Annotated in this window: 13 protein-coding genes; 3 read left to right on the top strand and 10 right to left on the bottom strand. The window is 64.4% G+C overall.

Annotated features, from left to right (window positions below; translation table 11 throughout):
• The 4 genes from E2K76_RS14875 to E2K76_RS14860 form a co-directional block, all read right to left on the bottom strand.
• A complete protein-coding gene (locus tag E2K76_RS14875; RefSeq protein WP_136685146.1) occupies window positions 1-882 on the bottom strand; it encodes an ABC transporter permease in 882 nt (293 codons plus the stop codon).
• Entirely contained in the window at window positions 882-1823 is a 942-nt protein-coding gene (locus E2K76_RS14870; protein ID WP_136685145.1) for an ABC transporter permease, read from the bottom strand. The genes E2K76_RS14875 and E2K76_RS14870 overlap by 1 nt, the downstream gene beginning before the upstream one ends.
• Before the next feature lie 64 nt (window positions 1824-1887).
• Window positions 1888-3474, bottom strand: a complete 1587-nt coding sequence (locus E2K76_RS14865; protein ID WP_136685144.1) for an ABC transporter substrate-binding protein — start codon at window positions 3472-3474, stop codon at window positions 1888-1890.
• A 29-nt stretch (window positions 3475-3503) separates the two neighbouring features.
• Window positions 3504-5006, bottom strand: a complete 1503-nt coding sequence (locus E2K76_RS14860) for a M81 family metallopeptidase (RefSeq protein ID WP_136685143.1) — start codon at window positions 5004-5006, stop codon at window positions 3504-3506.
• Window positions 5007-5144: 138 nt separating this feature from the next.
• Here E2K76_RS14860 and E2K76_RS14855 point away from each other — a divergent pair, with 138 nt between their 5' ends.
• Window positions 5145-5960 carry an IclR family transcriptional regulator gene (locus tag E2K76_RS14855; RefSeq protein WP_136685142.1) on the top strand — a complete coding sequence of 272 codons (816 nt, stop codon included), beginning with the start codon at window positions 5145-5147 and terminating at the stop codon, window positions 5958-5960.
• A gap of 703 nt (window positions 5961-6663) precedes the next feature.
• On the opposite strand, the gene E2K76_RS14850 is transcribed toward E2K76_RS14855, so the two are convergent.
• From E2K76_RS14850 to E2K76_RS14825, 6 genes are read right to left on the bottom strand one after another with little or no spacing between them, the layout of a single operon-like run.
• Window positions 6664-7650 (bottom strand): porin, encoded by a 987-nt coding sequence (locus E2K76_RS14850; protein ID WP_136685141.1) that lies wholly within the window; start codon window positions 7648-7650, stop codon window positions 6664-6666.
• 15 nt (window positions 7651-7665) lie between these two features.
• Window positions 7666-9576 carry a phosphotransferase family protein gene (locus E2K76_RS14845; protein WP_169053328.1) on the bottom strand — a complete coding sequence of 637 codons (1911 nt, stop codon included), beginning with the start codon at window positions 9574-9576 and terminating at the stop codon, window positions 7666-7668.
• The gene (locus tag E2K76_RS14840; protein ID WP_136685139.1) at window positions 9566-11314 is read right to left on the bottom strand and encodes an ABC transporter ATP-binding protein; all 1749 of its coding nucleotides are present in this window, start codon (window positions 11312-11314) and stop codon (window positions 9566-9568) included. Before E2K76_RS14840 ends, E2K76_RS14845 begins: the two co-directional genes overlap by 11 nt.
• The gene (locus tag E2K76_RS14835; protein WP_136685138.1) at window positions 11311-12396 is read right to left on the bottom strand and encodes a glycosyltransferase family 4 protein; all 1086 of its coding nucleotides are present in this window, start codon (window positions 12394-12396) and stop codon (window positions 11311-11313) included. The genes E2K76_RS14840 and E2K76_RS14835 overlap by 4 nt, the downstream gene beginning before the upstream one ends.
• Window positions 12396-13583: a glycosyltransferase family 4 protein gene (locus E2K76_RS14830; protein ID WP_136685137.1), complete on the bottom strand. Its 1188-nt coding sequence runs from the start codon at window positions 13581-13583 to the stop codon at window positions 12396-12398. The genes E2K76_RS14835 and E2K76_RS14830 overlap by 1 nt, the downstream gene beginning before the upstream one ends.
• Window positions 13580-14785 carry a glycosyltransferase family protein gene (locus tag E2K76_RS14825; protein WP_136685136.1) on the bottom strand — a complete coding sequence of 402 codons (1206 nt, stop codon included), beginning with the start codon at window positions 14783-14785 and terminating at the stop codon, window positions 13580-13582. The genes E2K76_RS14830 and E2K76_RS14825 overlap by 4 nt, the downstream gene beginning before the upstream one ends.
• 237 nt (window positions 14786-15022) lie before the next feature.
• Here E2K76_RS14825 and E2K76_RS20395 point away from each other — a divergent pair, with 237 nt between their 5' ends.
• Window positions 15023-16636, top strand: coding sequence for a sensor histidine kinase (locus E2K76_RS20395; RefSeq protein WP_169053327.1), 1614 nt, complete (start codon window positions 15023-15025; stop codon window positions 16634-16636).
• Window positions 16624-17292 (top strand): response regulator transcription factor, encoded by a 669-nt coding sequence (locus E2K76_RS14810; protein ID WP_136685135.1) that lies wholly within the window; start codon window positions 16624-16626, stop codon window positions 17290-17292. Before E2K76_RS20395 ends, E2K76_RS14810 begins: the two co-directional genes overlap by 13 nt.
• Window positions 17293-17344 lie beyond the last annotated feature (52 nt).

The raw sequence follows: 17344 nt of genomic DNA, 5'->3' as shown, positions 1-17344 counted from the left end.
TCATGCCTCGCGTTTCTTCATGCGCGGGTCCAGCCCGTCGCGGGCGGCGTCGCCGATCAAGTTGATGGACAGCACGCAGATCGTCAGCAGAAGGCCGGGCCAGAGGATGATCCCGGGTGTGATGCGGAAGAACTGCCGCCCCTCGGCCATGATGTTGCCCCAGGTCGGGATTTCGGTGCTGATGCCCGCACCAAGGAAGGACAGCAGCGCCTCGGTAAGGATTGCGGATGCGATGATGTAGGTGCCCTGAACGATCATCGGTGCCATGGTGTTGGGCAGCAGATGCCGGAACAGGATCTTGGCGGTGGACGACCCGAGCGCGGTCGCCGCCTCCACATAGGGCTCCTCTCGCACGGTCAGAACGACCGACCGGACCAGACGGACGACGCGCGGGATTTCGGGGATGGTGATCGCCATGACGACCGAGCCGATGGACGGCCCGTTCAGCGCCACCAGCGCGATGGCGATCAGGATCGACGGCATCGCCATCAGCGCATCCATCGCCCGCATGATCACCGCATCGGCGGCGCGGAAATACCCCGCCAGCAATCCGATCAGAATGCCGAGGCCCAGCGCGACAACCGCTGCGCAAACCCCGATCATCAGCGAGATGCGCCCCCCGAGGATCATGCGCGAGAACAGGTCGCGCCCATAGCCGTCGGTCCCCAGAAGATGCGCCTCGGACGGAGGCTTCAGCCGCATCAGCGGGTCCATCGCCAACGGATCATGCGTGGCGATCCACGGCGAGAACACGGTCAGCCCGATCACGGCCAACAGCATGAATGCGGCAATGAACGGCCCGAGCCCCGTGGATCTGGGCGAGATGCCGGACAGAAGGCGCAACAGGAACGGCTTGTCCGCCGCGGAACGATCAATGGCCATCAGTAGCGGATCCTCGGATCGAACAGGGAATAGGACATGTCGATCGCTAGGTTGATCAGCACGTAAAGTGTCGCGGTCAGCAGGATCAGCGCCTGGATCACCGGATAGTCGCGGGCCAGCACTGCATCCACGGTCAAGCGGCCGATGCCGGGGATGTTGAAGATCGTCTCGGTCACCACCACGCCCGAGATCAGCAGCGCGAAACCCGCGCCGACGATTGTGACGATGGGCACCGCGGCATTCTTCAGGGCATGGACGAACAGCAGACGCTGCTCTCCCACACCTTTGGCACGGGCGGTCCGGATGTAATCCTCGTTCAGCACGTCCAGCATCGCGGCCCGCGTCATCCGTGCGATCAGCGCGATATAGATCGAGGCCAGCGTCAACGCGGGCAGGATCGCCCGTTCGAGGAATGGTCCCAGCCCGTCCGCGATCGGCTTGAACCCCTGCGGCGGCAGCCAGCCCAGCTGGACCGAAAAGATCAGCAGCAGCACATAGCCAACCAGAAACACCGGCACCGAGAAGCCAAGGACAGAAAAGGACATCACGAGGTAGTCGATCCAGCTGCGATGCCGCCACGCCGCGATCACGCCCATCGGGATCGCGACGAAAATGGCGATGATGATCGTCATGAGCGCGAGCGAGATGGACGGCCCCACGCGCTGTGCGACCAGATCCAGCACCGGCACCCCCGAGATGAGCGAATTGCCGAAATCCCCGCCCAGAATACCGGTGATCCACGATGCGTATTGCGTGAGCAGCGGCTCGTTCAGTCCCATCGCGTCGCGGATGGCGGCAAGGGTTTCGGGGGTCGCGTTGTCGCCCGCGATGATCGCCGCCGGATCGCCGGGCGTGAGGCGCAGCATCAGGAAGACGAAGACGGACACAAGAAACAGGACCGGCAGCACCGACAGGACCCGTTTCAGAAGATAGATGAACATGGCATGGCTCCGCAGGACCGTATTTCAGGCGGCCATGCGCCCCGAAGGGCGCATGAGGCGAAGATCACTCCTCGGTTTTCGACATACCCCAGAACACCGGCACAGAGGTCGGCTGCATGTCGGTCAGCACCGTGCGGCGCGCCTGCGGAAAGTTGTATTCGCCAAGCGGCACATAGCTGACGGTTTCCATCGCATGGGCCTGAATCTTGTCGGTCACTGCCTTCTGATCCTCGGGCGTGCTGGCGGCGATGAATTCCTTCTTCAGCGCCTCGACTTCGGGATCGTCCGGCCAGCCGAACCACGCCTGATCCCCACGACCGTTCAGCATGACGCTGATCACAGGGTTGGAGATTTCCGAGATTTCCCAGTTGGTGAAGAACATGTTCCAGCCACCTTCGGCCGGAGCAGCCTGCGAGGCGCGCCGCGTGACCAGCGTCTGCCAGTCCATCGGCTGCATGTCGACGTTGAAGCCTGCCGCACGAAGCTGCTGCGCTGCGACGACGGGCTGTGCGCGCAGGGTCGGCCCGTCCGTCGGCTGCATGAGCACGACCGGGGTGCCGTCATACCCAGCCTCGGCCAGCAGAGCCTTCGCCCCCTCGGGATCGCCCGCGGCGGTCAGGGTGTCGGTTCCAGTCGTGGTCTCGAACCGCGTGCCGCAGCCAAAGATCGCACCGCAGACCTTGTAATAGGCCGGATCGCCCATCAGCGCGGCCAGAACAGGCTCCTGCGACATCGCCATAAGTGCCGCCTTGCGAATCTGCGGGTTGTCGAAAGGCGGATACTTGAAGTTCATCCGGCCCATCGTCTGAAACCCGAACGGGGACCGCTGTTCGACCGTGACAGTATCGTCGCCTTCCAGCAGCGGGATCAGATCGACCGGCATGGACTCGATCAGGTCGATGTCACCAGATTGGAGCGCGTTCACCGCCGTCATGCTGTCGGACATGGTGACCCAACGCACCTTGTCCACGTTCACGACCTTGCCGCCCGCATAGCCCGAAGCCGGCTCGTCCCGCGGAACGTAATCCTCGTTCTTGGCATAGGTCACGCCGACGCCGGGCTGGAACTCCTCGGGGACGAACCGGAACGGGCCGGAGCCGATATGCTCGGCGATCGACTGCTCCACCGGCGTCTCTGCAATGCGCTTCGGCATGATGAAGGGCGGAACGGCCGACGGTTTGCCGATGGTCGCGAGGAAGGCGCCGAAAGGCTCGCGCAGGGTCCAGACGACGGTCTTCTCATCGCTTGCCGTGACGGATTCGGTCACATCCATCAAAAGCTGACCACCCGTGTCGCGCTTGCCCCAGCGCGTCAGCGAGGCGACTACATCCTCCGCTGTGACCGGTGCGCCGTCATGAAAGGCAAGCCCGTCGCGCAAGGTGAACGTATAGGTCAGCAGATCGTCCGAAACGGTGAAATCGGCCATCTGCGGCTTGATCTCGCCATTCGCATCCTCGGCCACCAGCACGTCATAGATCATATAGGCATGATCGCGGGTGATGTGGGCGGTGGTGATCACCGGATCGAGCACGCGCAGATCCGAATGCATGACCGCAGTCACGGTGGTTTCTGCCAGCGCCCCGCCCGCGGTCAGCGCCAGCACCGAGGCGACGAGTCCGCGCTTGAACGAAAGCATCACGGAATTATTCATCTGATGTCTTCTCTCTCTGTGGGTTGGGCTCATTGGTTGTCGGCATGTCCGAAGGCCGGGCCCATAGGCCGGACACGCATTTCCCGCCGCAGCTTCGTCCAGGGCAGCGACGAGGGGCAGAGCGGCATGGCGCCGGGAGCGGTCGCCACGAGGATGGTTTCCGCAATCGGCTCGAAATCGGCGCGGAAATGCACCGAGCTCTTGTTCACGAGGATCGCCTGATCCTCCGGGTCGATGCCGACCATGCGGTAGAAGTTCCGGTCCGCCATCTGCGCGACGTGGCTGGTGACGACGACACTCGTGCCGCCGATCGATAGGGCCGCAGATGGCCCCATGTCGATATGCGTGCCGCCGTAATAGGGACCGGTTGCATGAACCTTTCCGTCCGACAGTGCCGCGACGACCGCGTCCACCTCGTACGCTTCGTCCCCCGCAACTCCCGAACGCCCGCCCAGCGCGATCCGGATCTGGGCGCCGATCCCAGCCGCATGAGCAGCGCGCGCAGCTTCGGGGTCGTGGAAATTGCCCAGCGCCGCGCCTTGCGCCCCGCAGGCCACAAGCGCCCGAAGCATACCTGTCGTGTCGGAGGAGCCGCCCGCGCCGGGATTGTCCTGCGTGTCGGCGATGATCACGGGGCGGCCTGCATCCTGCGCCAGCCGCATCGCAAGCCGCACGGCATCCTCCGGCGCATGCGCCTCTCCGTTGAAGTCGCGCTCGCAACCCAGCAGCGCAGCCTCCATCGCGTCGGCATGGGCCTCGACCGAGTCCGCATCCGGGCCATAGGCAAATACGGCGGGTCCGCAGCCATCGAAATCTGCTGCCGGAAACCCCATGAAGATGGAAGCGGTGGCCACGCCCTCGGGCAAGACATGCGTGGCCGCATAAAGCTCTTTTGCAGGCTCCATGCCGGTATACTGCCAGCTGATCGGGATCAGGTAATCGATCCGACGCATCGCCTTTGCCCAGCGCCGCCCAGAGCGCACCATCCCGTCCAGCGCCTCCGCCGCGCGGCTGCCGGTTTCGGCCATGTCCACATGCGGATAGGTTCGGAACCCGACCATGATGTCACTGAGTTCGAACATGCGCGGGGTGATGTTGCCGTGCAGGTCGAGCGAACAGGCCAGCGGCACATCTGGATAAAGGCGGCGGATGCGTTCCAACAACTCGCCCTCGCCGTCGTCGACATGTTCCGCGATCATTGCGCCGTGAAGATCCAGATAGATGGCGTCGAACGGCCCTGCGTCCGCCAGCCCCTGCAGGATTTCGGACGCGATCGCCTCATAGGCAGTTGCGGTCACAGGAGCCGATGGAATTGCCCCCGCCCACAGGATCGGCACCGCGTCCCAACCTGCGCGTTCCGCAAAATCGAAGGCACCTGCCATCCCGAGATTTACGCCGCGGATCGCCTCTCTCAGCGCGGCCCCCCGGGTCATGGGGATATAACCGCCTCCCTGTTCGAAGGCGCGAATGTCTGCGGGTGCAGAGGCGAAGCTGTTACTTTCGTGAAGAAATCCGGCGAATGCGACGCGCAAGTATCATCCCGTCCCTGTTGTTGCCATGGCGATCTATAATGATCTTGCGTATCGTTGAGCGATACTTGTATATCGAAATGAAAGACGAGCCGTTTGGCGCTGTCAATGAATTTCGTAGCTTGAAAAGAGGTTGTCGCCGTGTTTCGCGAATTGATCGGCGTTTCGACATTCGACACCGATGAAGCTGAAAAATTCCGCGACGATGCTCTTTTCGTGCGGGCGGCGGCACGCGCTGTGGCGATTCTTTCCGCCTTTGAAATGGCGACCAAGCCGCTTTCCTTAAAAGAAATCTCCGATCTGTCAGGCGTGGACAAAAGCGCGGCGCAACGGATGGTTCATACCCTGCAGGCGCTCGGGATGATCGTCCGCGATACGCAGGGACGAGGCTATCTGCCGGGCATGCGCATCCTGACGATGGCACACTCTTACCTGCGTCTGAATCCCGACCTTCAGAAGGCCGCGCCGATTCTTTTGGAACTCCGCCGCCGCACGCGCGAACGTGTGGACATGTCGCTTTGGGACGACACGCGGCTGATCTATGCCCTGCGCATGCCCTCCAAGCACGAAATCTTCACCGCGACGCTGACTGGGAACACCGTGCCTTTGTATTGCACGGCGGGCGGACTCGCTGTGTTATCACGACTGCCGGATGACGAGGTCCGCTCCATTTTCGAGCGGTCGGACACAAGGCCATTCACGACCGAGACGATGACGACACTTGATCAGGTGATGACCGCCGTGAACGAAGCGCGGCGGCGCGGCCACGCCATCGCCGTTGCGCAGTTGCTTCGGCATGAGATCGCCATGGGCGTGCCCGTGCTTGACGCGGCGGGGCGTCCCATCGGCGCAATCCACCTCGCAGGTTCGATGGACGATCACTCTGCGGACCAATTCTCGGCGCAGTTCGGATCGTTGTTGCAGCAGGCAGGAGAGACTCTGTCGGCATCTCGCTAACCAAGAGAGTCCCTCGGCACGTGTAGATCGGATGGCGCGGGAAACATCGTGCGCGAGATCGGCCCCGAATTGACCCGAGGAGTCAAGACAGAACAAAGCCGACGCTTCGAAGGGTTTCATCAGCAAGATGGGAAGGTTCGATGTGAAATCGGAAGACCGACCCCTCAATTCGCATCTGTTGCCGGGGAAAGAAGGGTGATCAACGGGAGGGAAAAAGTTGTAGATTTCCAAGGACCTTGTCCCACGGCACCCTATTCTGTCGGCTAAGAACATCAGAAAGGTGGCGCTTGGAAGCACTCGGGTCGATGTAGGCAATTTGATTTCGAAGCAGCATCGAGCGTGGCTGTGTCAAGGCACCGGGCGGAAAGCCGTTATATTGCGGCGCAGCACGGCGGCTGCGGCTCGTTTTGAAAAGCGGATGTTGGGCGCATCACGGGGATTCCCCGCGCGCTAAACCGTTTAAGGGTGGGGGCTGGTTGACAGGACGCGGCATCGCACCCCGGAAAGCAATCGTTGCTCATGGCCCAGCGATCACCGCCTTTACCTCGCCTGACCGGTGGAAACCAGCCGTGTACCGCGGCCCATCCGGCAACGACGCTTTCGGTGCTGAGGTCTCGGATATAGACCCTCGCTGATCGGTGTGACGGTGACGCCGAACCGTGCGAATTCAATGTCGAAACGCGCGGCTCTCAGATCGCCAAGATCAAAAGTCCAGCTCTAGTCCAAGATCGGCGATCGTTTCTTCGTAAGCGCCTGTGTCGGAATGCATGACCCCGCCTCGCAGCACAGCATCGCCGCCAAGGTCATAGCCGGCCCCGATGCCCAGAAACTCGTGATGACCGCCCACATTGCCGGCGGACTCGTGCAGCCCATCCCTGCGGGCAAACAAGGTCAGCTCGATCGCATCGAAAGAGTAGTCGGCTGAAAGCCCGCTCGACCGGTTCAAGCCCATGGCGCCGTCCTGAAAGTCGGAATGGAACGCTTTGACTGACCAGCCCGCCACCTCGAAGGCGGCATATGCGATCCATTGGCTGCCGCCATAGGCGTCGTTGTTCCCCTCGGCATCGCCGTTGTCGAGATAGGCAAGACCAACCTTATAGTCGTCGCCCGACACGGCCGTTGCGACGGAATACGTCACATCTCGCCTGAAGGCCCGCTCTGCACCATCGACCTCCTCCGTCTCGTCGCGGGGGCCGCTGCCATCGGTTACTCCAAAATGGACTTCGAAACGGTCCGTCGCATAACCATAGACCACACCCGGCCCCTGATCGAGCGTATCCGCGCCGTCACCGTTGATGTAAGGGATGTCATGCGGATCATCGAGGCCGGTGAACCCGATACGGGACAGGTTGCCGAACGCCTCTTCTGCGGCGGAATCCACATCGCCCATCTTCAATTCGCCGAATGCGCCCGAAATCCAGACATGCCCGGCCTTGTCGTCATCGGAGGCGCCGAAGGCTCCGCCTTGTTCCGCCCCCTCGGCGTCATGCGCGCGAAAGGTCGCGCCGAATTCAAGGCCGTCATCTGTTTCCCCCGACAAGGTGAAGCGCAGGCGCAGACGCTGGGAGAATTGCATATCGGCGCCGTCATACACGACGCCCATGCGCGCATCCCCAGACAGCTCCACCTCGGCATAGGCGAGGCTTGGGATGGCTGCGCCGATCACGGCGGCGGACAGCAGATACTTCATCGTTTTTCCTTGGGGTTAAGAGAGCGTGGCCTGCAAATGCGCGAGGATCGCCGGCGGTGTATGCCGCCTGTCGGGAAACGTGCTCGCGATGCCGATATGGCGGGCGACCGAGATGGCGCGCAGCAAGTCGGTGTTGGCGGGGACGGCATGAAGCGTGGCGTATCCGGCAACGAACGCCGCCGCCTGATGCGACAGGCTTGCGGGATTCCACCCGTGCCGGATTGCGTGTTCATCCAGATGGGCGAGGAAATTGCCGGTATCCACCGCCGGGTCGCCATTCGCGTAAAGGTCCAGATCCAGAAGCCACACACGGGCGCCGTCGATCAGCACCTGGTCGGGATAGAAATCGCGGTGGATCGTCGCTACCTCTCTGTCTGCCGCAAGCATCCGGGCGATCAACGCTTCGACGACACCGCTCGCCTCGGGCATTCGGGCGACGGCTTTGCGCAGCACCTCCGCCTCGTCCTCGGGGGTCCATTCCCGCTCGGCCCGGACACCCGAGCGGTGCAGTCGGGCCAGCGACCGGCCAGTCGCATGAAACGGCTCGCAAGGCCCTTTGGGTCCGATCATCTCGGTCAGGAGCGAACCGGGGACAAGATCCTGCAGCCAGAGGTTCAGCGGATCCACGCGGCCCAGCAGGCTCGGAACTCCGGTATCGCCGGTGCCGTCCAGCCCCGCCTGTCGCAGTCTGGTGTGCAAGGCGGGTGTGCGCAGGTCCGCGCCCTTGATCCGCAGCTTGCCCACCATTGCCGCGGTGTCGGTGTCATAGCGGAACAGTGCGCGCTTGCCGGGTTTCGAACGGATCATCGCCGCCGTTCTGATCGGCTGCCCGGAAAGCCGCGCGACGATCTTGGGATCGGCTGCCTGTTCCACGATGTCGGGCGCGGTCAGTATCTGCTCGACCCGGTCCAGAACACGGCGGGCAAGCTCCGGCCAATCCGGCCTGCGATTGCGGAACCCTTCGGTCGCAAGGGCGGCAAGCGCGGCGGCATGATGCGCCGCAACGCCTGCGGGCAAGGGGCCGTAGCCCTGCAGGAAGGCATGGTGCCCGGGCGCTCCATCATGGTCCAGCCGCGCGAGGAAACTGCCCAAGTCCCGGGCAGGATCACCCATGCCAGCCTCATCCCAATCGACGAAAGCAATATCATCCGCGACCATCACCTGATCGGCACTGAAATCGCCATGGCACGGCACGGACGGCCCGTCCCGCAACGATTGGTCCAGCAGTTTCGACAGGCGGCGGATCTGCGGCGCAAGATCGGGCAAAAGCACCGCCAGATCCTTCAAAGCCGCAGGGGGACGGACCGGCTTCAGGATCGGAAGATCGGCATGGCTGCGATGAAGGGCGGCCAGTTTTGCGCCGATCCGGTGAAAGACCTCGGGGGACTGTTCGGCGCTGGAGCCTGCCAGCCATTCGGTGCGGATCACATGGTGCCGCTCGTCCACCGACAGGACGGCGGGGCCGCCCATGGATGCGCCGAATGCGGCTCCAAGACGGGCGCGATCCCACGTCGCCTTGGACATCGCCTTTATCATCGTGTCGCCCTGGCGCAGAACGATCCGGCGTTCGGGTTTGAACCGGAGTGGTGTGGCACCGGAAAGATCGAACCGTTTGCGCAATGCGGTGATGCGGCGGTCTGCCTCGACAGGCATCACGATCAGCGCAAGATCGGGAATGAACTGCGAAAGGGCGGCGCGGCGCGGGCTCATTTCGTCCTCGGCGAATCTTTCGCGGGTCAGGGCGCGGAGGATGACGAAACCCTCGTCGGTGCGAAAGGTCGCCATACAGCTGACACCGGGCTTATAGCGCAGATGCACGGGGGCCGCAGCCTTGCCCAACAGGGCCGACACGGCTTCGGCATCCAGCACCAGCGCAAGGGCGGGCAGCGCGGGATCGCGTGCCACGATCTCTGCATCAGCCTGCATCGCGCAGCCCTCCGCCCTGTTGCAGCCGCCAAAGTGCTGCATATTTCCCGCCCCTGGCCAGCAGGTCGGCATGGGTGCCGTCCTCGGCCAGCTTGCCGTCATGCAGCAGGATGATCCTGTCCATCCGCGCCGCCAGCGACAGGTTATGCGTGACCAGCAGTGTCGTGCGCCCTTCGGCCAGCGCGTCTATGGCATCGGCCACGGCATCCTCGCTGGCGCTGTCCAATCCGGCGGTCGGCTCGTCCATCATCAGGATCGGGGACTGCCGCAGCGCCGCCCGCGCGATCGCCAGCCGCTGCCGCTGACCCGCCGAGAAGTTCGCGCCCCGTTCGGAAACCACCGTGTCATACCCATCCGGCAATGACGCGATGAAGCCATGGGCGTCCGCCAGGCGCGCGGCGGCTTCGATCTCGGCCCGCGTGACCTCGCCCGCGCCAAGGGCGATGTTCTCTGCGATGGTGGTCGAAAACAGCAGCGGCTCCTGCGCAACGAAGCTGATCTGGCTGCGAAGCGAGGCCAGCGTGACAGCGCCGATGTCGGTGCCATCCACGGTGATCGCGCCCGAGGACGGATCGCGCAGACGAAGCAGCAGCGTCAGCAGCGTCGATTTGCCGATCCCCGACGGCCCCGTGACCGCGACGCGCTGGCCTGCGGGGATGGTCAGGTCCAGACCCGACAGCACCCGCGCCTCGCCATATCCGAACTGCACGTCGTGAAACGCGATCTCGCCCTTGAAGGCGGGCGCGGCCACGGCACCCTCGCGGTTGCGGACGGTCGGCACCTGATCCAGCAGATCGAACACACGTTCGCCCGCCGCCGTCGCTTTGGCCAAGCGGCCCGAATATTTTGCGTATTCGCGCACCGGGCGGAAGGTGTTCTTGAGGTAGGTCAGAAAGACCAGCAGCTCTCCGGGGGTCAGACGCCCCGAGATCACCGCATGTGCCCCGAACCACAGGATCGCGGCGGTGGCGAGGCCGACCATCGCATCCACCATCCGCTCCAACGCCGCGGACAGCCTGCCCGAGCGCACGCCGTCCGTCAGGCTGCGCTCGTTCGCGCCCGAGAACATGCGGCTGACCGCGCCCTCCAGCCCAAGCGCCTGAATGGCGCGCATACCGGCCAGCGCCTCGCCCGCAGTGGCGGCGATTGCGCCCTCGCGCTTGCGCTGGGCGCGGCTGGCCCGACCGATCCTTGCGCTGACGCGGCGTGTCGCCAGCCACAACAGCGGCAGCGGTACCAGTGCCACCAGCGCCAGCCGCCAGTCCAGCCACAGCATCACGCCGATCATCCCCGCCAGCACCAGCACGTTGCCCAGCAATGGCAGCGTGGCCGTGACCGCCGTGTCCTTCAGCATCCCGACATCGCCGACCAGCCGCAGGGTGATGTCACCTGCCCGCGATTTCTCGTGGAAGTCCGCCGAAAGGCGCTGCACATGGGCGAACAGGTCGGACCGCACGCGCGTCAGCACCCGCCCGCCGACCAGCGAAAACACCGTCGTCGCGATGAACTGGAAGACCGCCCGCAGGGCCGTGATGGCAACCAGTGCCCCCGCGCAAAGGGCGATGACGGTGGTGGCGTCGGTCGGCGTGCCGACGCGCAGCACGGAATCCACCACGAATTTCAGCGGCCACGGCTCCAGCAGTTTCATGGCGGTGGCGGCGATCAGGGCGGTCATGCCGCCGGTCAAAACCAACCCCTCGCCCCGCATATAGGGGCGGAAACGGTGCAGGAGGGTCATGCCGCCAGCTCCAGCACCTTTTGCGCCACGCGGTCCCAGGTGTGATGCGCCATGACATGCGCCCGCGCGGCCCGGCCAAGGTCGGCCCGCAGCGCCGCATCCCCCGCCAGCCGTTCCAGCACATCGGCCAGTGCCTGCGGATCGTCCGGCTCGCACATCACACCGTGGCCTTGCAGCAGATCTTCCAGATCGCCGACCCGGCTGGCGACGATGGGCAGCGCCGCGCCCATGTAGTCGAACAGCTTCAAGGGCGAGAAATAGAACGGCTGGGACGCCGAATAGGGCGCAACAGCGACATCCAGCCGCGCCAAATGCTGCGCCAGATCCGAATGGGGAACCATCCCCGTCACCTCGGCGCCGATGGCGGTCAGCCGGGGGGCCAGACGTTCGCGGTCCGGCCCGTCGCCGATGATCAGCAGGTGCGCAGGGATCCGCGTTTGCAGGATCGCCACCGCATCCAGCAACACGCCGATGTCATGCCAGGGGCGCAGGGACCCAAGGAAGCCAACGGTGAACGGCCCCGGCACATGCGGCAGCGCCTGTCGGGCGGGGTCGATGGCGTTGGGGATCACCTCGACGCGTTTTGCGCCATGGCCACGGGCATATTCGGCAACGGCAGCGCTGACCGCGACCACCGCGGTGGCGGCGGACAGGCTGCGCCGTGCCGTGTCATTCGCCTGTGCCGGATGGGTCAAGGTGCGGTGGCGGGACTGCTCCTCGATCAGCGGGGCGTTGATCTCCAGCACCGAGGGGATCGCATGCGCCGCAGCAAATTCGGTTGCCGCATGGGCATAGAGCGCATGGCGTTCATAGATCAGATCGAATGGCCCCTCATCGGCAAGCACGTCTGCCAATGTTCGGTTCGCGGCCAGAAGTGCATCCGTTCGTTCGGCGCCGCTGCCAGTGACCGGAATGGAGACCACGCGGACGGGCATCGGCGTTCCTTCGGTCCGCGGAGAGATCAGCGTGACCTCTGCGCCAAGGGCAAGAAACGCCCGGACCATGGATTGAACGTGGATGGATGCGCCCTTGGTGCCGAAGACCGGGATGCCGGGGTCCATCGAGACATAGGCGATACGCATCACGCGGCCCCCCGCATGGCCCGCAACCCGTCGAACAGGTCGCGCAGCGCGGCGGCGCTGTGGGTGACGTCATAATCGGCCTCGATCCGCGCGCGGGCGGCGCGGGATTGGCGGTCGCGCAGGGCGGGGTCTTTCAGCAGCCGGGCGATGGATTCGGCGAGCGATGCGGCGTCGCCCTCACCCGCCAGCAAGCCGGTGGTGCCGTCGACCAGTTCCGGGATGCCGGTCACGGGGGTGGCGACGACGGGGCAGCCGAGGGCCATCGCCTCCAGCAGCACGGTCGGCATGCCGTCACGGTTGCCGTCATCGCCGACGATGCAGGGACACGCCAGCATCGCAGCGCCGCGCATCGCCGCGATCACGTCGGATTGCGGCATGGGTCCGGCCAACGTGACGTGATCCAGCCCCGACGCCTCGATCTGCGCGGCAAGTTCGGCCTGCATCTCGCCCCCACCGATAATGCGGGTGGGCGGAGTGCAGCCTTCGGACTGCAGGATGCGCAGCGCCTCGATCAGAATGTGGAAGCCCTTTTTTTCGACCAACCGGCCCACGGCGACGATCTCGGTCGCATCCTCGCGGGGCGCTTGCCACTGGAAGCCCGCAAGGTCCATGCCATTGTAGATGCGCGTCACGTCCCGCCCGAAACGGTCCGCCAGATAGCTGCGGTTGAAATCGGACACCGTGACGACGGCGCCCGCATCCGCGATCTTCAGCGCAAGGTTCCTGTTCTCGGCATAGTCCATGAAGATGTCCTTGGCATGCAGGGTCATCGACCATGTGATCCCCGCCAGCCGGGCCGCGATCCGCGCCACGGTCGAAGCGACGGTGCCGAAATGCGCATGCAGATGCGTCACGCCCCGGTCGCGGCATTCGACTGCCAGACGCACAGCCTGAATGACGTCCCGTCCCGACGCTTCGGGAAATTCCGTCAGCCGTTGCCAGGCGTTCGGCAAGGTCTGCGCGGCGGCAAGCTGCGGCCAGCTTTCGTCGATGCCCTTGATCCGGTCGGGGATGCGGGTCACCGGGGCGCGCACACGAGAGATGATGTTCTGGAAATGCGTCTCCTCGACCGAGCGAAGTGCGAAGATTTCCAGTTTCGCCCCGGCCGCTTCGTGGGCGAGGATTTCGTTCACCACGAAGGTTTCCGAAAAGCGGGGATAGCGTTTGACGACGTAACCGATGGTCATGCGACGACCTCCAGCACCGATTGGTTCAGCAGAAGCGCGGCGCGGGATTGCATCCGGTCAAGGCCGCCCATGTCCAGCATCGACTGGCCAAGCCCCGCGCTTGGCGGCGGGCCGGCCATCCATTTCGACAGCGTGGCGGGGGTCAGGTGGTCCGGCAGGATCATCCCGATCGCCCCCTTGGCCGCCAGCCGTTCGGCGCGCAAAAGCTGCTCCAGCCGCGGTTTGGTGCGCGGCACGATCAGCGTGGGGCGGCGCAGGGACAGCGCCTCGGTCACGGTGTTGTAGCCACCCATCGCGATGATCCGCGCGGCCCCCTGCATCAGCGGCAGGGGTTCGGGCAGGAAATCCACCAGTTCCATATCCGGCCGCGCCGCAACGCGGGCCTCGATATAGGTGCGGGCGGCGGCGGGCATCTGCGTGCCCGTCAGGATGATGCCGCGATGGCCGGCGGGCAGTGTCGAATCCGCAAAGGCGCGGCACAGCGCGGCCCCGTCGCGGCCCCCGCCCACTGCGCAAAGGATATAGGGGTCGGCTGGCGCATCGACCGGGGCCGCGCCATACAGCCGCGCGCGCTGGTCCAGATATCCCAGGAAATGTGCCTTGGCCGCGAATTCGTCACCGAACGCATATTCGCTGACCAGATCGAAGAATGCAGGATCGCCATAGATCCAGACCTCGTCGAACCAATCGCGGAGCGCCGCGAAATTGCGGCGCAGCAGCCATTGAGCGCGGACGGTTTCAGCTGTGTCGATCACGTCGCGCAGGCCCAGCACGATCTTGGCACGGCCCCGTTTGCGAAGGGCGGCCAGTGGGCGGTCAAGCTCCGACTGCGCCCCCCTCGGCACGTTGTCCACGATCACAAGATCGGGGTCATAGGCCAGAAGCGCGCCCTTGATCGTATCGGACCGCAGCCGCGCCAGATCGCGCAGGTCCAGCCCGAGGCTGCGGGCGTGATAGCTGCCGTCGCTGCGCTTGCCATAGGCAGGCAGGGTCAGCACATCGACGCCTTCGGGCAGGTTGAAGGCGCCCGCCTCCTGCATGCCCGCGATCATCAGAACGTCCGGCGCCGGGTCCATCCGTTTGAGCGCGCCGGCCAGCAGCATGTTGCGGCGCAAATGCCCGAACCCCAACGTGTCGTGCGAATACAATACGACCCGTTTCTGGCGGGTGGAACCTGCGGTGTCGAAGGCCTGATGCCTCATCTTTTCGCTCCCCGAAGCTTGTTGATTTCGAAGCTAACGGCCCAGCGGAGGGGTTATTCCATCGGACCTTGCCGCAATGTGACATTTTTGCGAACGGGCCGGATGCAGGTGCGGCATCGGCCTGCCTTTCAAATGAAGTCGAATGCGCAAGGCTTCAAATTAGAAGTTTACGAGACTGTCACATCCGGGCTGGAGGCCGCCGACAATCCGCCTATCCTGCACAAAACGGGGGCGATCATGAAAATCCGCAGCAAGCTTCTGGCCAGCCATGGCATCCTTGCGCTTTGCGTGACGGTGATCTGCAGCTTCATCCTCGTCGCGCTGGAGACGACCGACCGGAACCGACGTCTGCTGGAGGAAAGCTACGAACATCTGCGTCAGCTGAACGAACTGAACTCGGATACCAACCGCATGTCGGAACAGATCGCGGAACTGTTCAGCGTCGGGCTCTCGGGGCAGCAGGAAGTGGGCGAGGTATCCTCGGGACTGCTGGCACGGCTGAGCGATCTGGAGGATAGCCTGCGCGATGAGATCGCCAACGCTCGCAGTGAATCCCAAAGGCGGCGCGAGGAGGAGATGCTGCGCTGGATCGGCGATATAAAGATCCGGAGTGCGGAACTGGGAGGGGTCGCGAACCGGGTGGCCGTCCTTCTTGCGAGCGGCGAGATCGACGAGGCGCGCACCCTCTATGCCGAACGTGTCGAAGATGGGCTGGACGACGAGATTTCGGGAATGATGCGTGCGGCGACCGCGGCGGACGAACGTCGGGTTCTGGACGCCATCGATCGCTGGGACCGCCAGACCGAACTGCTGCGCTTTCTGGCGATCAGCGCGGTCGTGGTCGGCACCGCACTGGCGGTGGGAAATGCGTTGGTGATGGACAGGGTCGTCTCGCGGCCCATCGCGTCGCTGGCGGACGCGGTGGACGATCTTGCAAGCGGGCGCGTGGGGCGGGCCAAGCGCAGCCGCGGGGGCGACGAGCTGGGCCATCTGGCCGAGCGGTTCGACGAAATGGCAGAACAGATCGGCAAGCAGCAGACCGAACTGCGCGCCAATCGCGATCTGCTTGCGCTGGAGGTGGCCGAGCGCACCGCCAGCCTCAGCCGCCGCACCGCGGAACTGGAGGCCGCGAACGCGCGCCTGACCCGGATCAACGAAACGCGCACCCAGTTCTTTGCCGATGTCAGCCATGAATTGCGCACGCCGCTGACCGTGATCCGTGGTCAGGCCGAGGTGGCACTGCGCCAGCCGCAGGCAAGCGTGGCCGATTTCCGCGGGACCATGGATCAGATCGTGCGGCGCGTCGGACAGATGTCGCGGCTGGTCGACGATCTTCTTTTCCTCGCGCGGTCCGAGGCTGGGGTCATCGACTTTTCCTTCCGCGAGACGATGATGCAGGAAGTGCTGGCCGAGGTCATCCTGGATGGCGGCCCCCTCACGCGCGAGCGGGACGTGACGATCAGCCTGCACCAACCATCGGAGCCGGTGATGCTTCACGCCGATCCCGACCGCATCCGCCAGACTGTCGTCATCGTTCTGGACAATGCGCTGAGCCACGCGCCCGAAGCCAGTGCCGTAACGCTCGACCTGCGCGAGGTGGACGGGAATGCCGTCCTGACCGTCAGCGATCAGGGCGAAGGTTTTTCCCCCGAGGACGGCGACCGGGTGTTCGAGCGGTTCTATCGCGGCAAGACCAGCGCAGCGCGCCGCGGCGCAGGTCTGGGCCTGCCCATCGCAAGGTGGATCGTGGAACAGCATGGCGGGCAGATCGCGATTGGCAAGGCGCCGGCTGGTGCCCGGGTCGAGATCACACTGCCTGTCGTCAAAGGAGCCGCAACTTGGATATCCTGATCGTCGAGGATGACGCCGGCATCGCCGAGTTTCTGAAGAAAGGGCTGGAGGTCGAAGGGTATACCCCCCACCGCGTGTCAAGCTTCGTCGAGATGCGGGCCGCCATGGCGGATCGCGCCTGGCCGCTGGTCATCCTCGACCGCATGTTGCCCGACGGCGAAGGAGCCGAGATTTGCGCCGACCTGCGCAGCAAGGATGCGGGCGTCCTGATCCTCATGCTTACCGCGCGTGACACGCTGGAGGAGAAGCTGGAAGGGCTGCGCGCGGGTGCCGATGACTACATCACGAAACCCTTTGCCTTCGAGGAGCTGTTGGCCCGCATCGAGACGCTGCTGCGTCGCACCGGCGCCCGTCAGGAAGAGATCACGATCGGCGATCTGACACTTGATCTGTCGCACAAGAGCGCCCGTCGCGCAGGCCGCGACCTCGGGCTGACCCCCACCGAATTCGCGTTGCTCCGGTTTCTGGCCGAGCGGCCGGGGACCATCGTCAACCGGATGGAGATCCTGTCTGGCGTGTGGGGAAAAAGCTTCGATCCCAACACCAATCTGGTAGAGGTCTATATCGCCTATTTGCGAAAGAAAGTGGATGGCCACTCCAAGATACGTCTGATCCGCAATGTCCGAGGCTTCGGATACGTGATCGAAATGTCCTAGAGGCGAAAAGCAGCTTTCGCTGTCAACGGCGGCGCGAAAGTCGGCCACGGCG

It is taken from the genome of Falsirhodobacter xinxiangensis, from assembly GCF_004959935.1.
Lineage (GTDB): Bacteria > Pseudomonadota > Alphaproteobacteria > Rhodobacterales > Rhodobacteraceae > Falsirhodobacter > Falsirhodobacter xinxiangensis.
Note: the sequence above shows the minus strand (reverse complement) of the source record. Positions and strands in the feature narration are given on the sequence as shown.

Bases quoted from the DNA above. Each gene is read 5' to 3' on its own strand.
- E2K76_RS14875 (WP_136685146.1), bottom strand. From the start codon at position 882: ATGGCCATTGATCGTTCCGCGGCGGACAAGCCGTTCCTGTTGCGCCTT.
- E2K76_RS14870 (WP_136685145.1), bottom strand. From the start codon at position 1,823: ATGTTCATCTATCTTCTGAAACGGGTCCTGTCGGTGCTGCCGGTCCTG.
- E2K76_RS14865 (WP_136685144.1), bottom strand. From the start codon at position 3,474: ATGAATAATTCCGTGATGCTTTCGTTCAAGCGCGGACTCGTCGCCTCG.
- E2K76_RS14850 (WP_136685141.1), bottom strand. From the start codon at position 7,650: ATGAAGTATCTGCTGTCCGCCGCCGTGATCGGCGCAGCCATCCCAAGC.
- E2K76_RS14845 (WP_169053328.1), bottom strand. From the start codon at position 9,576: ATGCAGGCTGATGCAGAGATCGTGGCACGCGATCCCGCGCTGCCCGCC.
- E2K76_RS14840 (WP_136685139.1), bottom strand. From the start codon at position 11,314: ATGACCCTCCTGCACCGTTTCCGCCCCTATATGCGGGGCGAGGGGTTG.
- E2K76_RS14835 (WP_136685138.1), bottom strand. From the start codon at position 12,396: ATGCGTATCGCCTATGTCTCGATGGACCCCGGCATCCCGGTCTTCGGC.
- E2K76_RS14830 (WP_136685137.1), bottom strand. From the start codon at position 13,583: ATGACCATCGGTTACGTCGTCAAACGCTATCCCCGCTTTTCGGAAACC.
- E2K76_RS14825 (WP_136685136.1), bottom strand. From the start codon at position 14,785: ATGAGGCATCAGGCCTTCGACACCGCAGGTTCCACCCGCCAGAAACGG.
- E2K76_RS20395 (WP_169053327.1), top strand. From the start codon at position 15,023: ATGAAAATCCGCAGCAAGCTTCTGGCCAGCCATGGCATCCTTGCGCTT.